The following is a 19,417-nucleotide window of genomic DNA, read 5'->3' on the forward strand; positions in this document are numbered from 1 at the left end:
TGATTTAGTCTTCTAGGTTGTATTGTTTTATTTTTCTGTATAAAGTTCTTTGCGAAATTCCAAGCTCATCTGCAGCTCTGTTTCTTCGTCCGTTATGCTTTTCTAAAGCTTTTATAATCAAATCTTTCTCATTATTCTGAAGAGATAAAGATTCCGGTCTGTTTTCTTCCACTTCGATGTCTTCAAAATCCTCATAATTGTCATCAGAATTTGAAATAATTGTCGGATTCTGAACATTTTGATTATTATTTTCAAAAAACAAAAGTGAGTTCGGACTTGTATTTTGCTGCGGTTCAGGAGTATAAATTCTGTTGATCAGATTTTTCTCCTGATTGCTCAGATCTGCCGTACCTCTGTTTTTTATCAATTCCGAAGTTAAGGATTTTAAATCATTAATATCATTTCGCATATCAAAGAGAATTTTGTACATAATTTCTCTTTCGTTCCCAAAATCGGTTTGTTTTTGCGTATTCGGATTATTAACAATCATCGGCAAATGAGAATTCATCGGAATATATTCTGCCAATTTTGCCACCGTCACATTCCGTTCGGTCTCTACAACTGTCATTTGCTCAACCAAATTTCTAAGCTGTCTCACATTTCCGGGGAACGCATAATTTTCGATGTAATGAACGGCGCTTGCCTCAAGCTGTAACTCCGGCATTCTATATTTTTCTGCAAAATCAATCGCAAACTTTCTGAAAAGCAGATGAATATCACCTTTCCGCTCTCTTAAAGCTGGCATATCAATTTGTACGGTATTCAGACGGTAAAATAAATCCTCACGGAATCTATTGTCCTGAATCGCCTTCATCATATTGACATTAGTCGCTGCAACGATTCTCACATTGGTTTTCTGAACCTGAGAAGAACCCACTTTCATAAATTCACCACTTTCTAAAACTCTCAGTAAACGAACCTGGGTCTGCAAAGGTAATTCGCCGACCTCATCTAAAAATATGGTTCCGCCATCTGCGACTTCAAAATACCCTTTTCTGGTTGCCGTTGCGCCTGTAAAAGCACCTTTTTCGTGTCCGAAAAGTTCGGAATCGATGGTTCCCTCAGGAATTGCACCACAGTTCACAACAATATAAGGCTGATGTTTTCTTTTTGATTCTGAATGAATGATTTTCGGGATAAATTCTTTACCCACACCACTTTCTCCGATGACCAAAACGGAAATATCGGTAGGTGCCACTTGTATAGATTTTTCTAATGCACGATTTAAAGCCGGAAAATTTCCGATAATTCCAAAGCGTGCTTTTATAGATTGTAAGTCTGCCATTCTCTTGATTTAAAGATTAAAAAATTAATGATTTTAAAAATTTACAGTTCCTCGATCTGTGTTCTGTAAATTTTGTTGAAATGATAGGTATAAACGTTTTTCATCGTTTGCCCTCATCGTAGCTTTTTAAAGCCATCGTTTTTAAATCTAAATAATCTTTGTTTCTTATTTTTGCAACTTTACTTTTAAAATAAATGTTTTCAGCAAAATCATTCTGCTTACTTTGTTTTTCGAAGTTTTTCAGGATTTTATGATGCTTTTCTTTTGCAGAAAAATCGGCTCCTGACTTTTTATGATAAGAATTGTTTTGTTTCTCTAAAATTGAATCTACAATAAGATCAACCGTATTCCGCTTATGATTTATTGCAAAATTGCGAGTTGATTTCTCTTTTAAACAAAATTCTTGTGAAGTTTCACACTCGTAATTTAAAAACTGACTATAAATTTCGTAAAACTGCTTGCAGTCAACATTTTTTATAGATTCGTTGTTTGAATGTGCTGAAATATTACTGCAGACTATTACCAATAATACACTCAGGCAATATTTATGTAGTTTCTCCATTGTCTGAGTTTAAAATATTAATAAAATTCTACTTAATGTAAAAAGGTCTAGTAGTGTATGTTTTTTCTGATTAACAACAACTTTATTCCTTGCATTTCCCCATAATGCAGAAATATTTTTTAAAAGTTGTTTTTTCGTTAGATCTTTAGACATATTTCACTTTGTAACCGTTTCCCCTAAAAGCGTGCCTTGTGTATTATCATACACAAAAACATCCACAATGTCACCTAATTTCTGACCTTCCAGCATATCAAAAACGCAAACTGCATTTTGAGAGTTTCTGCCTTTCCACTGGTTTTTGTTTTTCTTTGAAATTCCTTCGATCAATACACTGTGAACACGCCCAACATAACCTTGCATTCTTTTTCTTGACAACTCGCCCTGTAAAGCAATAACTTCTGCCAAACGTCTTTGTTTGACATCAGCAGGAATATTGTCTTCCATTTTTTTGTGAGCCGGAGTTCCTGGTCTTTCAGAGTACGAGAACATATAACCGTAGTCATATTCTACTTCTCTCATCAAACTTAATGTATCTTGATGATCTTCTTCGGTTTCATTGCAGAAACCAATGATCATATCCTGAGAAAAAGAAATATCGGGAACGATTTCTTTCGCTTTTCTAACTAATTCTAAATATTCTTCACGGGTATGCTGTCTGTTCATGGCTTCAAGCATTCTGTTGCTTCCGCTCTGAACCGGCAAATGACAGTAATTGCAGATGTTATCATGCTTTGCCATCGTTCTGAAAACATCCAGACTCATATCCTGAGGATTGGATGTTGAGAATCTGATTCTCATTTGAGGAACTGCTTTTGCAACCGAATCCAGAAGTTTGGCGAAATCAACTGCAGTAGCTTTTTGCATTTCTGATGCTTTTGCAAAATCTTTTTTAGGACCGCCTCCGTACCAAAGGTAAGAATCAACATTTTGTCCTAAAAGAGTAATTTCTTTATATCCACTTTCCCAAAGACTTTTGCATTCTTCCAAAATAGAATGTGGATCACGGCTTCTTTCTCTACCTCTTGTAAACGGAACTACACAGAATGTACACATATTATCACAACCTCTTGTAATTGTCACAAAAGCTGTCACACCATTTCCACCTAAACGAACAGGATTAATATCTGCATAAGTTTCTTCTTTTGAAAGAATTACATTGATAGCATCTCTTCCGTCTTCAGTTTCTTTCAAAAGGTTTGGCAAATCTCTGTATGCATCCGGACCTACAACCAAATCTACGAGCTGCTCTTCCTCTAAAAATTTAGTTTTAAGCCTTTCAGCCATGCAACCCAAAACACCAACCGTCATGTTGGGTCTTTCTTTTTTAAGATTTTTAAACTGTGCAAGACGCATTCTCACGGTTTGCTCAGCTTTTTCACGGATAGAACAAGTATTTAATAATATCAGATCTGCTTCCTCAACTTTCAGCGTAGTATTATACCCCTGATCATTAAGAATAGAAGCAACAATTTCAGAATCAGAGAAGTTCATCTGGCAACCATAGCTTTCTAAAAACAGTTTTTTAGAATTCCCGGTTTTCTCTGCGATGGCAAAAGCTTCACCTTGTTTTGTCTCGTCTATATATTTTTCCTGCACGATAAGTCTGTTTTAGGTTTAAAATTTAAATTCCAATACATTTGAACTGATAATTTTTAAACTCGTTGAATTTGCAAAGATACAAAATATTGTGACAGAATGGCAGGATGTTATTCCGGATTACCAAAACGCAATTGAAGCCTAAATCTATATTTTACAGGAAGAATTTTCGCAGGTCTCATTTTTTTTGACATTTTCGATTTCGTTAATCATTCTTTATAAGTCCCGGAGGAGTTCTTTAAGATCTCAGAATACTTTGTGTATCTACCGTAAGTAAGACTAACAATTTAAAATTTTGTCTCCATATTTTTAATCATGATCAAAATGGTCTGAAGTAAAATTGATTTTAATAACTTTTTTTGAAACAACGGGATTTCCTTCTTTCATTGCTAGTTTCCATTTTTGCCCTACTCTTTTGATTACAAACTGCGATGTAGGCATGAATCATTTTCAGGTATTCTTGGGAAAAAGCAGAATCTCCACCTGGAAATTCTGCGTTGGCTGATATTCTGTTTTCGTTTTGTGTTTCCTGAGCGAATGTCATAAAAACCAACAAACAGAAAAAAAAGTAAAATATATTTTCCCATAAATTAAAAATCCGCTGATACCGAAGAAAAGTTCATTTTAAGTTTCATTTCAGTTTTTACAGGCTGGTTCTTACAGGTTGCGGGAGACCAGTTTTTCTTGATTCTTCTTACAACATACTGCATATCATCAAAGAAAACCTCGCTGTTTAAAACTTTCGGCGAACCTTCTACATCAGTTACTTTCCCGGCGGCATCAATAGTCAGTGTAAAGGTAAATTCACCCGTCAAAGTATAATAATCTGAATTTAAATAAGTAAACATATATTTTTTCAAAAGTTCTTTGTAAGAAGCGGCACCTCCTTCAAAACCCGCAGCTTTAAAATCTTTACAATCTTTTAGTGCTACTTGCAGAAACGGTTCCTGAATATCAATTTTCAAGAGGTTTTTATTATTTTCAATAATGAAAGAATCATCTCTCTGCTCAAGATCGTCCTGCGCAAAAGAAATATTAAAAGCAAAAAAGGCTAATAACAAAATTAAATTTTTCATAATTTTTATTTTTAAATTCCTGAAACAAAGATAAAAATTAGATACTGACAAAAAAGAAAAACTTCATACAAGAGTACGAGGTTTTCCTTTAATCTTATGTGATAAATTTTAACTCGTAACAATCTGATTTTTTGCCTTACTTCCAGTTTCTTTTAACATGAATGAAATTAAGACAGCCAAACCAATTCCTGCAATCCAAAACAACACCGAATGTTGGAAATGTAAATCTCCTGAAGCAGTATCTAAACTTTCACCAAACCATCTGCTGAAAACAGGACTCAGTAAAGTAGTGACCCCAAAAGTAATAAAATTGATCGCTCCTGTTGCACTTCCTTTTACATAATCGGGATTAGTTTCTTTAATCACAGAATATGGAATCATTGCCGCTCCGGAACCTACTCCAAAAATAAACATACTGATTTTCGCAGTGTACAGATCTGGCAGATAAATCATCTGAAGAAAACTTAAAATCATCAATAATGCTCCACCAACTAAAACAGGTTTTCTACGACCCAGTTTATCTGTAATAAAACCTAAAAGAGGACAGCCAAAAGCCCAACCAAAAGCTACCATCGCACTTGTAATCGTTGCTTCACGAAAAAGAAACTGCCTGTCTTTCTCGAAAAAAGCAACTGCCCAAGTCATCGCAAAAATAGTTGTGGGTGCAAAGAGAAGTCCTGAAATAATTCCACAAAGCCATGATTGAGGATTTTTAAAAACAATTTTATACGTTTCTAAGTACCCAACCGATTGATGCGGTTTTTCTTCCGGCTCATCAGATTGATCATCTATCGGGGTGAAAAAGTAGAGCAAAACTGCTATAATAATCGTTACAATTCCTGACCAAAGCCAGAAACTGTTGATGTTAATTCCTTCTTCTACCCAGGGTCCTACTAAAAATTGTCCGGCAGTTCCTCCCAACATTCCGATGCATTGTGTTGCTCCGATGGCTGTAGCCAAAGATTTTGACGAAAAACCTTTACTCGCAAGATAAACACAGCCCGGAAAAGCAAAGGCACAGCCTGCACCTTGCAATAACCTTCCGGTAATCCCTGCGGTCTGGCTTGAAATTAAAAATAATAAACATCCTATTCCTAAAATCAAACAACCCGTAAGAAGAGAGCGCTTTCCTCCGAATTTGTCTAAAGCAACTCCGGCAATCAAACTGCAGGTGGAATATGTATAATAATACATTCCTACCATACTGATCAGTTTCAGTTCGGTAGTTTTAAAATTACTTACCAATTCGGGAATCATTACTGCGGGTGCGGCTCTGATCACGTAATCTAAAAAATAAAAGACAAGACCGAATACCCATGCAATGACATAGAATTTTTTCAAAGAACTACCCATTACAATAATTCCTGGATATGTTTATAATTGCTTTTTACGGTATCTAAAGCTTCTTCCATTTTTCCTCCCAACATCAGTTGAGCCATAGATTTCGTCATTCCGATTACTTGCTCAAATTCAATTTTCGGTGGAAGTGCCAATGCATTTGGATTGGTGAAAATATTTAAAAGATAAGGTCCGTTATGATTTAAACATTCAGTGATTGCTCCTGCAACCTCTTCCGGTTTATGAACATTTTTTCCGGGATAGCCCATTGCCTGAGCGATCATTGCAAAATCCGGATTGATCATATCTGTTTCATTATCGGGCATTCCTCCGACTTCCATTTCAAGTTTTACCATACCAAGACTTCTGTTATTAAAAACAATCAGTTTGATTGGAAGTTTATATTGAAATATTGTTGCCATGTCACCCAAAAGCATCGACAAACCGCCATCACCACACATGGCAATCACCTGTCTTCCCGGATAGGCTAAAGATGCTCCAATTGCCATTGGCATCGCATTCGCCATCGATCCGTGGTTGAAAGATCCCAACATTTTTCGTTCACCTGTTCCGGTAATGAATCTCGCACCCCAAACGCAACACATTCCTGTATCAACAGTGAAAATTGCGTCTTTTTTTGCAATCTGATCTAAAGTATGTGCAACATATTCAGGCTGAATTGCATCTTCTTTTCCGAATTCTTTTACATATGTCAACTGATGCTCTTTTACTTTTCCATAAAATTCTAATTGTTGATTGAGGAAATTTGCATCTGTTTTTTCATTAAGCAATGGAAGTAAAGCTTTGATTGTTTCTTTCACATCACCCATAAGACCCAATTCTAATTTGGCTCTTCTTCCCAATCTTTCAGGACTTTCATCAATCTGAATGATTTTATTTTTAACTGGCATGAATTTCTGATAAGGAAAATCTGTCCCAAGAAGAAGAACAAGATCTGCTTCGTGCATTGCGTGATATGCAGAAGGTAAGCCCAAAAGTCCGGTCAAGCCTACTTCATTTGGATTGTTTGGTTGTATTGCCATTTTTCCACGGAATGAGTATCCTACAGGAGCTTTTAAAAATTTAGCTAATTCTACAACCTCAGCATTTGATTTTTCAGCACCAATACCACAGTAAATTGTTACTTTTTTGCTGTCATTAATTAAAGTTGCCAATTGATTTAATTCTTCATCTGACGGACGAATCACTGGATTTGTTTTAAAAATCTGAGTTGAGGTCGTTGTTTCTTCAGCATCAAGCTCAGAAACATCACCCGGAAGACCGATCACCGCAACACCTTTCTTAGAAATAGCATGTTGAATTGCAGTTTGTAATGTTCTCTGAACCTGTTCGGGTCTTGTAATCATCTGATTGTAATAACTGCAGTCATCAAAAAGTTTTATTGTATTGGTTTCCTGAAAATAATCCATGCCCATTTCGTTGCTTGGAATTGTTGATGCAATCACCAACATCGGAACATGGGATCTGTGCGCTTCATAAACCCCATTAATCAAATGAACATGACCTGGACCGCAGCTTCCTGCACAAACAGCAAAACCATCAAGTTCAGCTTCAGCGGCAGCGGCGTATGCTCCGACTTCTTCGTGTCTTACATGAATCCATTCGATGCTGCTTTTCTTTACAGCGATATTTAGATGATTAAGACTGTCGCCGGTTACGGCATATATTCTTTTGACATTAGCGTTTTCGAGCATTTCAACAATTTGCTCTGCAATATTTTTAGCCATAATTAATATTTTGTTTAAATTAATGTCTACTTTGAAAAATAGAATTGGAAAATCAATTTACCATTCATAATTCTTCGAATAATTAATGAATAATCAAATTTAGTCAATAAAAGATTCTTAAAGAAGCAATACGCCGTCTTTTATTCTCATTTGAGTGTACAGCAAAAAATACTCCGCAATTTCTTGCGGAGTATGATTTATATTTTATATTATATTTATTTAAAATTATTTTGTCGAACAATAGCTTTGATGAGTCGTTGCATTATTATCATTAGTCATAAAAGCTTGTCTATCATCAGATGATCTATAATCTCTTGAAAAATTCAATGCTACAGAAATATTCTGATTTTTATTATTTGCGAAATGTTTTTTCATTCTCATCACATCTCTTTTCACTTCTTTTTCAAAAGATTTGTCAAAAAGCTGAGGTAGAAGTTTTATATCAGAAATTTTTCCGTTTTCATCAACTATGAAGTTTAATTTAAAATCTCCTATTGCCTGAAAAGAATTTGCTGTATATTCCAGATTATTTTGCAAATCTCTATCAAATTTCTCCTGACCACCAGGATAAATTTTCTCTAACTGCATTTTATCTGACTTCACACTTACAGAAGTCTGAGAAAACGAAAATGCGAAAACCATAATAGCTAAAGCTGAAAATATTTTTTTCATATGTTATCTTTTTGTTCTATTAAAGATACACCTTTTAGTGAAATTTACAAAACTTCAATCTGATTTCTCAAAAGATCTTCAAACTCATCTCTTTTTCTGATCAAATGCGCTTTTCCGTCTAAGAAAAGAACTTCAGCAGGTTTTAGTCTAGAATTGAAATTTGTACTCATTTCAAAACCATAAGCTCCGGCTGTATGGAATGCCAAAACATCTCCTTCTCTTACTTCATTCAGTTTTCTGTCCCAGGCGAAAGTATCCGTTTCACAGATATTTCCCACTACGGTATAAATTCTTTCAGCACCTTTTGGATTTGATAAATTTTCGATCGTATGGTAAGAATCATAGAACATCGGACGGATCAGATGGTTGAATCCCGAATTTACTCCTACAAAAACCGTTGCCGTTGTTTGCTTAATAACATTCGCTTTCACCAATAAATAACCGCATTTTCCAACAAGGAATTTTCCCGGCTCAAACCAAAGTTCAAATTTCTTTCCGGTTTCTTTAGAAAAATCTGAAATTGCTTTCTCGACTTTCTTTCCTAAAGCTTTTACATCAGTTTCCATATCACTTTCCTGATAAGGAATTTTGAATCCGCTTCCCATATCCAGATATTTCAGATTCGGGAAATGTTCAGACAATTCAAGCATAATTTCAAGAGCCTGTAAAAATACTTCAGGATCTTTGATTTCGCTTCCCGTATGCATATGGAGACCTTCCACGTTCAGATTTGTACTTTTCGTTACTCTTTCGATGTGACGCATCTGGTGAATAGAAATACCAAATTTTGAATCGATATGTCCTGTAGAAATTTTGTGATTTCCACCTGCATAAATGTGCGGATTGATTCTCACAAAAATTGGATATGTACTTCCGTATTTGTTCCCGAACTGCTCAAGAATTGAGATATTATCAATGTTAATATGGACTCCGTGCTGCATTGCTTCTTCGATTTCAGCCAAATCAACACAGTTGGGAGTGAATAATATTTTTTCTTTGGGAAAACCCGCCTTTAAGCCTAATTTTACCTCACTGATTGATACGCAATCCAAAGAAGCACCCAGATTCTTTATGTATTTTAAAATATTGATGTTCGTTAAAGCCTTTGCAGCATAAAAGAACTTGGTGTGTTTTAAGAAAGAAGATGTAAGTTTTTCGTATTGAGTTTTGATTGATTCAGCGTCATAAACATACACCGGTGTGCCAAATTCCTGGGCAATCTTTAATAATTCTTTTGGATTCATAATTTTAATTTAACATAAAAAAAGGCAGATTCTTCGAAAAGAGTCTGCCACATTACTTATTTTTATGCAAGGCAGCTCTTTTACGTATTCCAAACCTTTGAAAACTTTACAGCTCCCTTTTTCCCGGTTTGATTTTGTTTAAAATTTTGCATTGCTTATTGTTATTCTTTTGCAAAAGTACTATTTATTTTTTTACTTCAGAAAAATTAATGATAACGTCTCTGAATCAACCAATAAGCGAACTTTAAAAAATCTATTATTTTATTTAGAAATTCAGGTAAATCTTATTAATCTTCTTTGGTTATTTTAAGGTCCGTGAAATGCCCTATTCCTCCCCGCAGATTACCACCTTGTTTTAAATCATTAACGATAAGTGTTGGCTGGGAAGCTCCATTTACATAAAGTTTTGCCATCTCACCCTTTACCTCTATTTTTACTTTTATCCATTCACCGGGCATCATGTCAGCATAAGCCTCATACTTTTCCGGAGTTTCTTTTCTTAATTTTTCCCACGGATATTCAGGCCAGGAAATATACTGGGTAGAATGGTTTCTGCGAACCTGATCATTGGCCCGTCCGTTGGTAGGACGCAAATAAAAGACTTCCATCTTAGAAATATCTTCTGCCACCCGGAAAGCAATACCTACAAATCCACGAGCCGTTTCACTGGCGTTAGAATTGGGCTGTCCGGAAATTGTTGCTTCGATAGTGCCGTTATGAAAATCGATATTTTTCAATAATGCCAATGTCTTTTCATTGGTTACTTCGCCTTTAATATCTAAAACCAAGGCATTTTTATTCTTATATTTTGCATCTTTAGCTGTTACCTGAGACAGAATAACATCCGTCGCTTTTAATGCTATCTTCTGTGCTTTTGATAAAAAACAGGTGAAGACACTCAATACAAGAAGAGCTCTTAGCAATTTTTTACTGATCATAGTTTTGCTTTTTTCACTATCCGAAAATCAATCCAAATATAATAAAAACAAGAACTTTCCTGATCAGAAATTTTATTTCGGTAACGGTAAGGTTTCGAAATCACCTCGCAACAATGCCAATTGCAATTCATTATTTAAATCCGCAGTCGAAAGAGGCAAATCTAACTTAAGTTTTGAGATTTTACTTAAAGTTTGAATTTGAGTAAATAAATCATAAAAACCATAGGACACAACTTTTCCGTTTTCGATAATCAGGAATAATTTTTCACCTAATTTTCTACCACCTCCCAGCCAAAGTTCATTTCTTTTTTTGAAATCTATTTTCTTTTTAAAAGCTTCAACATCAGAAAATTCTTCAATTTTCCCTATAAATTGTACTGCTTTTGAACCTTGAGTAAACGATCTGAATTTCAGGATTGGCTTTTCCTGTTTGTTGAGCGTATTTTTTTCAACGATATATTTATTATTTCTAAAATAAAGCCCGAACGGAAGCGTTTCTCTTTTCTTGATGTTTTTAGAATTCTGAATTAATTTGGCAATAATATCTGTTCCTGTCAATTCAAAATTTACTTGCTCTACATTTTTCTGAATCTCAATAAATTTCTTTGATTTTGAATTGAAAAGTTTTTTAGAAAACCTGTTAATATCCTGAACATAATCAGAGAAAATGATTTTCCCGGATTCGTTCTGAAAATAAACAAACCCTTTTTCTCCAGGCAAATCCTGAGTTAAAAGTTTGATCTTGTTGATATAGGTTTTAGCATTTGTTTCCTCGTGCTGCTCTTGAATAATTTCGTTGTCGGTATCTTTTGAAACCAAAAGTTTAAACAATTCCAGAGTCGCTCTTGCATCACCTTCTGCACGATGAGCATTCACCAAAGGAATCCCTAATGATCTCACAAGTTTTCCCAAAGAATAACTTACCTCATCAGGAATCAGTTTTTTCGCTAAAGGAATCGTATCTAAAGTATTGATTTTAAAATCATAACCAAGCCTTTGAAAAGACTGACGAAGCATTCTGTAATCAAAATCGATATTGTGGCCAACCAATGTTGTGCCTTCTGTAATTTCTATAACTCTTTTAGCCAATTCATGAAATTTCGGGGCGGTTTTCACCATATTTGGTGTAATATTGGTCAGTTTTTGAACAAAAGGGGTGATATCGCTTTCAGGATTGACAAGAGAAATAAACTGGTCGACAATTTTATGACCATCATATCGGTAGATGGCAATATCTATAATGCATTCCTTCCTGAAACCTGCACCATTACTTTCTATATCTATAATTGAATACATTTTAATCTTACTAAGCTTATATCAAAAAAATGAAACCTTTTTTGAAAAATGCTATTTATAAAAATGAAATTTTGCTAAAATAATGAAAATACATTAAATAATACAAAAGAATAACCTTATCTCTTTCTTCCTCCCAGACCAAACATTCCCAAAATCGCTTTTGCGCCTTCTCTCATTAAGGTATTTGCAAAAGTTCTTCCTGCTCTGCTTTTTAAAACCTGCTCAAACATTCCGGGTTCTTCTTTCACCGGCTTAGTTTTTTGGGTCGGGGCAGAATTTTCAACGGCATGTTCCATTCTTTTCACTAAAATTTCATACGCAGATTCGCTGTCGAGTGCTTTTTCATATTTAGAAACCATAACTGATCTGCTCGTTAAATCTGAAACTTCAGCCTCATTCAGAACATCCATTCTTGATTCTGGAGAAATTAAATAAGTGTGAACCAGTGGAGTCGGAATTCCTTTTTCATCTAAAGCAGTGATAAAAGCTTCACCAATCCCCAGATTCTGTATCAATTCAGAAGCATTATAAAACTCCGTTGTCGGATAATTTTCAACAGCTTTAGAAATCTCTTTTTTATCTTTTGCCGTAAAACCTCTCAAAGCATGCTGAATTTTTAAACCTAATTGAGAAAGCACATTCTCTGGAACGTCGCCGGGAATCTGTGTGATAAAATAAATCCCAACCCCCTTAGAGCGGATCAGTTTTACCATCGTTTCAATCTGAGAAACCAAAGCTTTAGAAGATTCATCAAAAATCAAATGAGCTTCATCAATGAAAAGAACCAGCTTAGGTTTTCCGCTGTCACCTTCTTCCGGAAATGTCATGTAAATTTCAGCAAAAAGTGAAAGCATAAACGTTGAAAACAATTGTGGCTTATTCTGAATGTCGGCAACTCTTAAAATATTGACAACTCCTTTTCCGCTTCTGGTTTCAAGCAAATCATGAACATCAAAACTCAGTTCACCAAAGAAATTTGCAGCACCTTGCTGTTCCAAAGCAACAATTGATCTTAAAATTGTCCCCAAAGAAGCAGAAGCAATTGATCCGTAATTGGCAGACAATTCGGTTTTACCTTGAGGATTATCGGTTACATATTGAAGGACTTTTTTCAAATCATTTAAATCTATTAATGGTAAACCCTTATCATCACAATATTTGAAAACAATTGACATGATACTTTGCTGTGTATCATTCAGTTCCAAAATTTTTGATAATAAAATCGGTCCGAATTCGGTAACAGTTGCTCTCAGTTTCACCCCTTTTTCTCCGGAAATTGTCATCAATTCTACAGGAAAGTCCTGGGGATTGTAAGGAAGCTGCGTTTTTGCATATCGCTCTTCAATAATCGAATTCATTTGTCCGGATGCTGCAATACCAGAAAAATCCCCTTTGATATCTAAAACCAAAGAAGGAACCCCCGCATGAGAAAGCTGTTCGGCGAAAACCTGAAGCGTTTTTGTTTTTCCTGTTCCTGTAGCTCCGGCAATCAGACCATGACGGTTGATGGTTTTTAAAGGAATTGTAACGTTGACTTCGCTGACAACATCACCGTCCAACATTCCTTTTCCTAAAATGATATGTTCACCTTTTGGAGTGTATCTTGGGGTAAGTTCGTCAATAAATTTTATTTTATCTGCCATTTGATTTTTTTTTAACATCTAAAGATAAAATTTTTTAGGAGTCTCTTTACTTTGTATCGTTAATTTTTGTGCTTCTTTCTTAAAATAAATTTAATTTAGCGCATACAATAGCTTTTTTAAGAAAAGCCTTAAGAATATATCAAGAAAAAATATTAATTATGTTTAGAAAAAATCTACTTTTTTTCTTTTGTTTTCTGTCAGCAATTTTTTTTTCACAAAAAACACAAAAGGCAGTTGATCTTAAAGTTACAGATGATTATACACATCAATGGACAAAAACTGTTTTTCCATCATTATGGTCAGGATTTACAAGAGTAACAGTGCGTTCTTACGATTCCAAAAACAAAAATATGGGAATCAGTTATGTCCAACAAAAATCAAAAAAAAATAAAACCGTACTTTCTATCTATATTTATCCGCAAAATGAGATCGACAATCATCTTCTTAGAGATGAATTTTTGTCGTACGAATATGCCTTAAATCATAATTCTTCACCAGGTGTTGATCTGAAACCGTCATTCGGAGAACTATCTAATGAAAAAACCAAGGTCAACTACGTTTATTCAATATTCAGCAATTCTTTAGAACAGCCAGATTTCTTTAAGGGTGTAAAATATGTCGACAAACAATCCTTACTTGCTATCTATGAATGTGGCGGATGGAGATTTAAAATCAGAGTTACCAGTGATGATATGACGAAAGATCAATTAGGAGAATTAAAGCAAAAAGTTGAAACCTATTTTGACGTACTTAATGTTGCCGCAATAACCCCCTTACCAATTAATGATGCCCCTGATATTGTACTTTCTCCGGTCATTCAAAGAGATTCGATGATGATAAACGCAACCATAGTTGCTGCACAATCGAAAATAGAGTGGCTGAAAAAAAATTCAGATATAAAAGAAATTTCTACCGGTTTTAATGATATGAAAATTGATTCTGAAGTATACGCTATTGAAAAAATGGTTGAATTTTATAAACTTCATAAAAATGACTGGAAAATGACATCAGAAACAGAAAAGTATTTTAATGAAATGACTACAATTGTAGATAACAACAAAACTAAAGATCATATTTACGAAAAGTTCCATTCAGTTATTGATTATCCTGAAGGTGAATCACGAAAAGAAAGTTATGTTCAGTTTAAAATTGATAAAGACATATCCGAAAATACCAACGAAAATTTTTATAAGATTTTTTATAAATTAGAATAAATAAAAACTTTATAGATTTATTCTATCATAACTGATATTTTATTTTAGCAGGTTTTAAAAAATAAAATACGATTTTTGCAAATCAAGAACAACAAATTCTCAACCCCGAAGATGAAAATCGAGCAAATATATACAGGCTGTTTAGCACAAGGTGCATATTATATCGTATCAGGAAATGATGCTGCAATTATAGATCCGCTGAGAGAAGTAAAACCTTATCTTGATCGTCTGGAAAAAGACAATGTCACTTTAAAATATATCTTTGAAACTCATTTTCATGCAGATTTTGTTTCCGGACATTTAGATCTGAGCAAAAAAACAAATGCTCCCATTGTTTACGGACCGACTGCTGAGCCGGATTTTGAAGCAACCATTGCTGAAGACAATCAGATTTTTGAAATCGGAAATATTAAAATAAAAGCACTTCACACTCCCGGTCACACAATGGAAAGCACAACTTACCTACTGATCGACGAAAACGGGATAGAAACTGCAATTTTCACTGGCGACACATTATTTTTAGGCGATGTAGGACGTCCCGATCTCGCCCAGAAAGCAACCAGCATGACCCAAGAAGACCTTGCCGGAATATTATACGAAAGTTTACACAGCAAAATCCTGCCACTGGACGACAGCATCACGGTTTATCCGGCTCACGGAGCGGGTTCTGCTTGCGGTAAAAATATGCAGAAAGAAACCGTAGATATTCTTGGAAATCAAAAGAAAACAAATTACGCACTTAATCAGCCTGATAAAGAATCTTTTATAAGAGAAGTTTTAGACGGATTGACGGCTCCGCCAAAATATTTCGGAATGAACGTAGCAATGAACAAAGGTGGCTACGAAAGTCTTGATGATGTAATGACGAAAGGCTTAAATCCTGTTTCTGTGGAGGATTTTGAAAGTTTTGCAGAAGAAACCGGAGCTTTGATTCTGGACACGAGAAGTCCTGTTGAATTCCATAAAGGATTTATTCCCAATTCAATCAACATTGGTTTGAAAGGTGATTTTGCACCTTGGGTTGGAAGTCTTATTGTAGACGTAAAACATCCTTTGCTGTTGGTTTCGGATGAAGGAACTGAAGAAGAAGTGATTACGAGATTAAGCAGAGTTGGCTTTGATAATGTTTTAGGGTTTTTGAAAGGCGGTTTTGATTCCTGGAAAAATTCAGACAAGGAAACTGATGAAGTAAAAAGAATTTCTCCACAAGAATTTGCCGAACAATTTAATGAAAATTCGAAAGTAATAGACGTCAGAAAACTGACAGAATATTCTGCAGAACATATCGACAATGCCTACAACAAACCTTTAGACACAATAAGCGAATGGGTTTCTACGATTGACGATTCCGAACATTTCTTTCTGCATTGTGCAGGAGGATACCGTAGCATGATTGCCGCAAGCATTCTTAACTCCCACGGAATCAGAAATTTTACTGAAATAGAAGGTGGCTACAACGGAATCAAAAAAACAGAAAAACTTCCTACTTCTGACTTTGTATGCCAATCAAAAACTTTGTAATAAAGCGTTTTTTTTGGAATTATTCTTGTAGCAATTTAATCTAAAACTTGTAGTATGTCACAAAAATTTCAGGAAATCATAGAATCAGAAAGACCTGTTTTAATCGACTTTTTTGCAACGTGGTGTCAACCCTGCAAAGTACAGTCATCAGTTTTAACAACAGTAAAAGAAAATGTTGGCGAAGGAGCAAGAATCATCAAAGTTGATATCGATCAATATCCTTCTATCGCTTCACAATACGGAGTGCGTGGAGTTCCAACTTTGGCAGTCTTCAAAAAAGGAGAACTTTTATATAAGGAAAGTGGTGTGCATGATGTGAACCGACTGACACAACTTTTAAAAAAATATATGTAAACTGTGATTTCTCACAGTTTTTTTATTTTAAATAGTTTGTTTGTCATACCGTAGGGATCCAGGCGTGAATCTTCCCTCTAAAAAGATTGCTTAGATTCCTACGAAATGACAAAAACAACTGTTAATTAATGATCTAATTAAAGCCGAATCTCAAAAGTGTCTCTGTCGTTCAAAAATTGAAAATGCTTTCTAAAATCTTTCAGTTCTTCTAAATTTAATTCTGCTGAAACCAAATTTCCTTTTTTCTCAGCAATTTCTTTTCCGTCAGCAAAAAAGCAGTGTGAACTTTCTTTATAAAAAAGATCATTTCCATCCGTCCCGATTCTATTTAAACCAAAAACATAGGATAAATTTTCAATCGCTCTCGCTTTTAGTAAATGTTCCCACGCTTCCACTCTCTTTTCAGGCCAGTTGGCAACATATAAAATCGCATCGTAATCATCATTATTTCTCGCAAAAACAGGAAACCTTAAATCATAACAAACCTGTAACAGAAAACGAATACCAAGATATTCTACAATCACTCTTTCATTTCCGGGACTATAAATTTTATCTTCGCCTGAAAATGAAAACAAATGTCTTTTATTGTAAAAAGTAATTTCAGAATCTGGTTTCACAAAATACATTCTGTTGTAGAACTTCCCTTCAATCTCAACTGAAGCACTTCCACAAAAGGAAGCATTTTTTTCTTTTGAAATCTTCTTTAAAAACTCCAGAGACTCTTCATTTTTATCTGAAATTTCAGCTGCATCCATACAAAAACCAGTTGAAAACATTTCTGGCAGAAGAAACAAGTCTGCATTTTGATTTTGAAGTTGATCTTTAATTAATTTAAAGTTCTCTTGTTTATTTTTCCAGACAATATCCTGATTTAATGCTGTAATTTTCATAATTCTTATTCAAAACTTCCATAAAAATACATTTTTTAATCGGTTTCGGTTTTATATTTGCTGCAAATTGTCATTAGTAATAATTTAAAAATAAAATCTATGAAGAAATTGGTTTTTATGCTGATGTTTGTTCTTACAGGAACTGCCATCAGCGCACAAGCCTGGACTGGGAAAGGAGATCAGAAAGTCAATTTGGGTCTTAACGCATGGGGTTACGGAACAGGAATTACCGCTACCTATGATTATGGTCTCAATCAGCTTTTGTCTGTAGGAGCCGGAGCCAACGCATATTTTGACGGTTACAAAGACAATAATGAAGATAACAGAGTTTTTATTTTCGGAAGAGTTAATTTTCATTTGAAAGAAGCTTTGGATCTGCCGGAACAACTGGATATTTATCCCGGAGTTGATTTAGGGGTTCTCGGAAGAGATTTCGGAATCGGCGCGCATATCGGCGCAAGATATTTCTTCACAGAAAAAGTAGGTGTTTTTGCTGAAGTAGGGAACAATGGAAGCCTTGGAGTTTCCTTTAATTTTTAAAAGCAGTCACAATATATGACAAAGCTTCTCATTTTGAGGAGCTTTTTTTATTTGGCATCCTTTTGATAATTGTTACCTTTGCAAATTAAAATCTAAAAACAATTAATGGAATTAGCAATTAAGATCTTTCAATTCATATTAAGCATATCAATCTTAGTAATTCTTCACGAGCTTGGGCATTTCTTACCCGCAAAATGGTTCAAAACCAAAGTAGAAAAATTTTATCTGTTCTTCGACCCGTGGTTTTCTGTTGTAAAAAAGAAAATTGGTGAAACTGAGTACGGAATCGGATGGCTTCCTTTCGGAGGCTATGTGAAAATCGCCGGAATGGTAGACGAAAGTATGGATACCGAGCAATTGAAGCAACCTGCTCAACCTTGGGAATTCAGAGCAAAACCAGCTTGGCAGAGATTGATTATCATGATGGGTGGAGTTACGGTAAACTTTTTCCTGGCTTGGATTATTTACGGATGTCTTTCATTTTTCAATGGCGAAACTACTTTTGATACTGCGAAAGTTGACGCTCCGATGAACTATACAAGCGTTGCCAAAGGAATGGGCTTTCAGGATGGAGATAAGATCTTAAAAGTTGACGGAAAAACTCAGAATAACCTTGACAAACTCGCTTTAGACGTTTTATTAAGCGATGAAATCACAGTTTTGAGAAACGGAAAAGAATTTACATTCTCTACAAATGACGAAGGAAAAGCCATGGCTTTCAGAGATGAAAATCCCAAAGCATTTCTTACTCCAAGATTTCCTGCAATAATTGATTCTATTTACAATCCTAAAACAGCGCAAGCTGGTTTGAAACTTGGCGATCAAATAGTTTCTGTAGACGGAAAGAAAATTTCTTATTATGACGAATTCCAAACTACAGTAAGAAACAGTGCAGGAAAAGATATTAAAGTCGACGTAATGAGAGGTGGAGCAATTCAACCGCTTGTTTTATCAGTATCAAAAGAAGGAACATTAGGTTTAGCTTCTTATAAGCAGCTACAAAAATTCTACGAAACTAAACACTTTACTTTCGGACAATCGATTGGAAGAGGATTTACAAGAAGTATTGAAAGTTTAACGTATCAGGTAAAACAATTTAAATTAATTTTCAACAAAAAAGTTCAGGGATATAAAAAAGTTGGAGGACCGTTGGCAATCATCAAAAACATGCCCGTTGACAAAGCGAAAGACGGAAGTGTTTCAATTGACTGGACTGCTTTCTGGAGTTTTACGGCAATGTTTTCAGTTTGGCTGGCATTCCTGAACCTGATTCCGATTCCGGGATTGGATGGTGGACATGTTATTTTCACATTATATGAAATGATTGTTGGAAAACCGGTGCCGCAAAAGGTTTTAGAAAATGCACAAATGGTAGGAGTTATCTTCCTGTTAGGCTTAATGTTACTGATTTTCGGAGCAGACATCTTCAAAATCATCACCAATAAGTTTTAATTTTTATTAAAAAAAGTAATTAAAAAACTTGCGTGGTATAAATATCAG

The 19,417-nt window shown here is 34.9% G+C and carries 18 protein-coding genes; 5 read left to right on the plus strand and 13 right to left on the minus strand.

What is annotated here, in order from left to right:
• Positions 1-4: 4 nt before the first annotated feature.
• The 12 genes from K0R77_RS04270 to K0R77_RS04325 all read right to left on the minus strand — a co-directional run bounded on the left by K0R77_RS04270 (position 5) and on the right by K0R77_RS04325 (position 13,398).
• Complete coding sequence (locus K0R77_RS04270) at positions 5-1,285, minus strand: sigma-54-dependent Fis family transcriptional regulator (protein ID WP_300348943.1); 1,281 nt, start codon at positions 1,283-1,285, stop codon at positions 5-7.
• Between the two features lie 100 nt (positions 1,286-1,385).
• Positions 1,386-1,847 carry a hypothetical protein gene (locus K0R77_RS04275; protein ID WP_300348945.1) on the minus strand — a complete coding sequence of 154 codons (462 nt, stop codon included), beginning with the start codon at positions 1,845-1,847 and terminating at the stop codon, positions 1,386-1,388.
• A gap of 156 nt (positions 1,848-2,003) precedes the next feature.
• Entirely contained in the window at positions 2,004-3,443 is a 1,440-nt protein-coding gene (gene miaB, locus K0R77_RS04280) for a tRNA (N6-isopentenyl adenosine(37)-C2)-methylthiotransferase MiaB (RefSeq protein WP_300348948.1), read from the minus strand.
• A 309-nt stretch (positions 3,444-3,752) separates the two neighbouring features.
• Complete coding sequence (locus K0R77_RS04285) at positions 3,753-3,884, minus strand: hypothetical protein (protein ID WP_300348951.1); 132 nt, start codon at positions 3,882-3,884, stop codon at positions 3,753-3,755.
• 149 nt (positions 3,885-4,033) lie between these two features.
• Positions 4,034-4,519 carry a hypothetical protein gene (locus K0R77_RS04290; RefSeq protein ID WP_300348954.1) on the minus strand — a complete coding sequence of 162 codons (486 nt, stop codon included), beginning with the start codon at positions 4,517-4,519 and terminating at the stop codon, positions 4,034-4,036.
• Positions 4,520-4,627: 108 nt separating this feature from the next.
• Complete coding sequence (locus K0R77_RS04295; protein WP_300348957.1) at positions 4,628-5,860, minus strand: MFS transporter; 1,233 nt, start codon at positions 5,858-5,860, stop codon at positions 4,628-4,630.
• A gap of 11 nt (positions 5,861-5,871) precedes the next feature.
• Positions 5,872-7,605: a thiamine pyrophosphate-dependent enzyme gene (locus K0R77_RS04300; protein ID WP_300348960.1), complete on the minus strand. Its 1,734-nt coding sequence runs from the start codon at positions 7,603-7,605 to the stop codon at positions 5,872-5,874.
• A 225-nt stretch (positions 7,606-7,830) separates the two neighbouring features.
• Positions 7,831-8,277 carry a hypothetical protein gene (locus K0R77_RS04305; RefSeq protein ID WP_300348963.1) on the minus strand — a complete coding sequence of 149 codons (447 nt, stop codon included), beginning with the start codon at positions 8,275-8,277 and terminating at the stop codon, positions 7,831-7,833.
• Positions 8,278-8,321: 44 nt separating this feature from the next.
• Positions 8,322-9,521: a diaminopimelate decarboxylase gene (lysA, locus tag K0R77_RS04310; RefSeq protein WP_300348966.1), complete on the minus strand. Its 1,200-nt coding sequence runs from the start codon at positions 9,519-9,521 to the stop codon at positions 8,322-8,324.
• A gap of 287 nt (positions 9,522-9,808) precedes the next feature.
• Positions 9,809-10,459: a hypothetical protein gene (locus K0R77_RS04315; RefSeq protein ID WP_300348969.1), complete on the minus strand. Its 651-nt coding sequence runs from the start codon at positions 10,457-10,459 to the stop codon at positions 9,809-9,811.
• 72 nt (positions 10,460-10,531) lie between these two features.
• Positions 10,532-11,755: a PolC-type DNA polymerase III gene (locus K0R77_RS04320; RefSeq protein ID WP_300348971.1), complete on the minus strand. Its 1,224-nt coding sequence runs from the start codon at positions 11,753-11,755 to the stop codon at positions 10,532-10,534.
• 116 nt (positions 11,756-11,871) lie between these two features.
• Positions 11,872-13,398: a helicase HerA-like domain-containing protein gene (locus K0R77_RS04325; protein ID WP_300348974.1), complete on the minus strand. Its 1,527-nt coding sequence runs from the start codon at positions 13,396-13,398 to the stop codon at positions 11,872-11,874.
• 158 nt (positions 13,399-13,556) lie between these two features.
• On the opposite strand from K0R77_RS04325, the gene K0R77_RS04330 reads away from it, so the two are divergent.
• The 3 genes from K0R77_RS04330 to K0R77_RS04340 all read left to right on the plus strand — a co-directional run bounded on the left by K0R77_RS04330 (position 13,557) and on the right by K0R77_RS04340 (position 16,487).
• Complete coding sequence (locus tag K0R77_RS04330; RefSeq protein ID WP_300348977.1) at positions 13,557-14,612, plus strand: hypothetical protein; 1,056 nt, start codon at positions 13,557-13,559, stop codon at positions 14,610-14,612.
• Between the two features lie 111 nt (positions 14,613-14,723).
• Positions 14,724-16,133, plus strand: a complete 1,410-nt coding sequence (locus K0R77_RS04335; RefSeq protein ID WP_300348979.1) for an MBL fold metallo-hydrolase — start codon at positions 14,724-14,726, stop codon at positions 16,131-16,133.
• Positions 16,134-16,187: 54 nt separating this feature from the next.
• Positions 16,188-16,487, plus strand: coding sequence for a co-chaperone YbbN (locus K0R77_RS04340; RefSeq protein WP_300348981.1), 300 nt, complete (start codon positions 16,188-16,190; stop codon positions 16,485-16,487).
• Positions 16,488-16,624: 137 nt separating this feature from the next.
• Here K0R77_RS04340 and K0R77_RS04345 read toward each other — a convergent pair whose 3' ends face one another.
• Positions 16,625-17,377: a nitrilase-related carbon-nitrogen hydrolase gene (locus tag K0R77_RS04345; RefSeq protein WP_300348984.1), complete on the minus strand. Its 753-nt coding sequence runs from the start codon at positions 17,375-17,377 to the stop codon at positions 16,625-16,627.
• A gap of 99 nt (positions 17,378-17,476) precedes the next feature.
• Here K0R77_RS04345 and K0R77_RS04350 point away from each other — a divergent pair, with 99 nt between their 5' ends.
• Together K0R77_RS04350 and rseP are read left to right on the plus strand one after the other, a co-directional pair.
• Positions 17,477-17,917, plus strand: a complete 441-nt coding sequence (locus K0R77_RS04350) for a DUF6646 family protein (protein ID WP_300348987.1) — start codon at positions 17,477-17,479, stop codon at positions 17,915-17,917.
• Between the two features lie 105 nt (positions 17,918-18,022).
• Positions 18,023-19,369, plus strand: a complete 1,347-nt coding sequence (gene rseP / locus K0R77_RS04355; RefSeq protein WP_300348990.1) for an RIP metalloprotease RseP — start codon at positions 18,023-18,025, stop codon at positions 19,367-19,369.
• Positions 19,370-19,417 lie beyond the last annotated feature (48 nt).

Source organism: Chryseobacterium sp., assembly GCF_029240215.1.
Classification (GTDB): domain Bacteria; phylum Bacteroidota; class Bacteroidia; order Flavobacteriales; family Weeksellaceae; genus Chryseobacterium.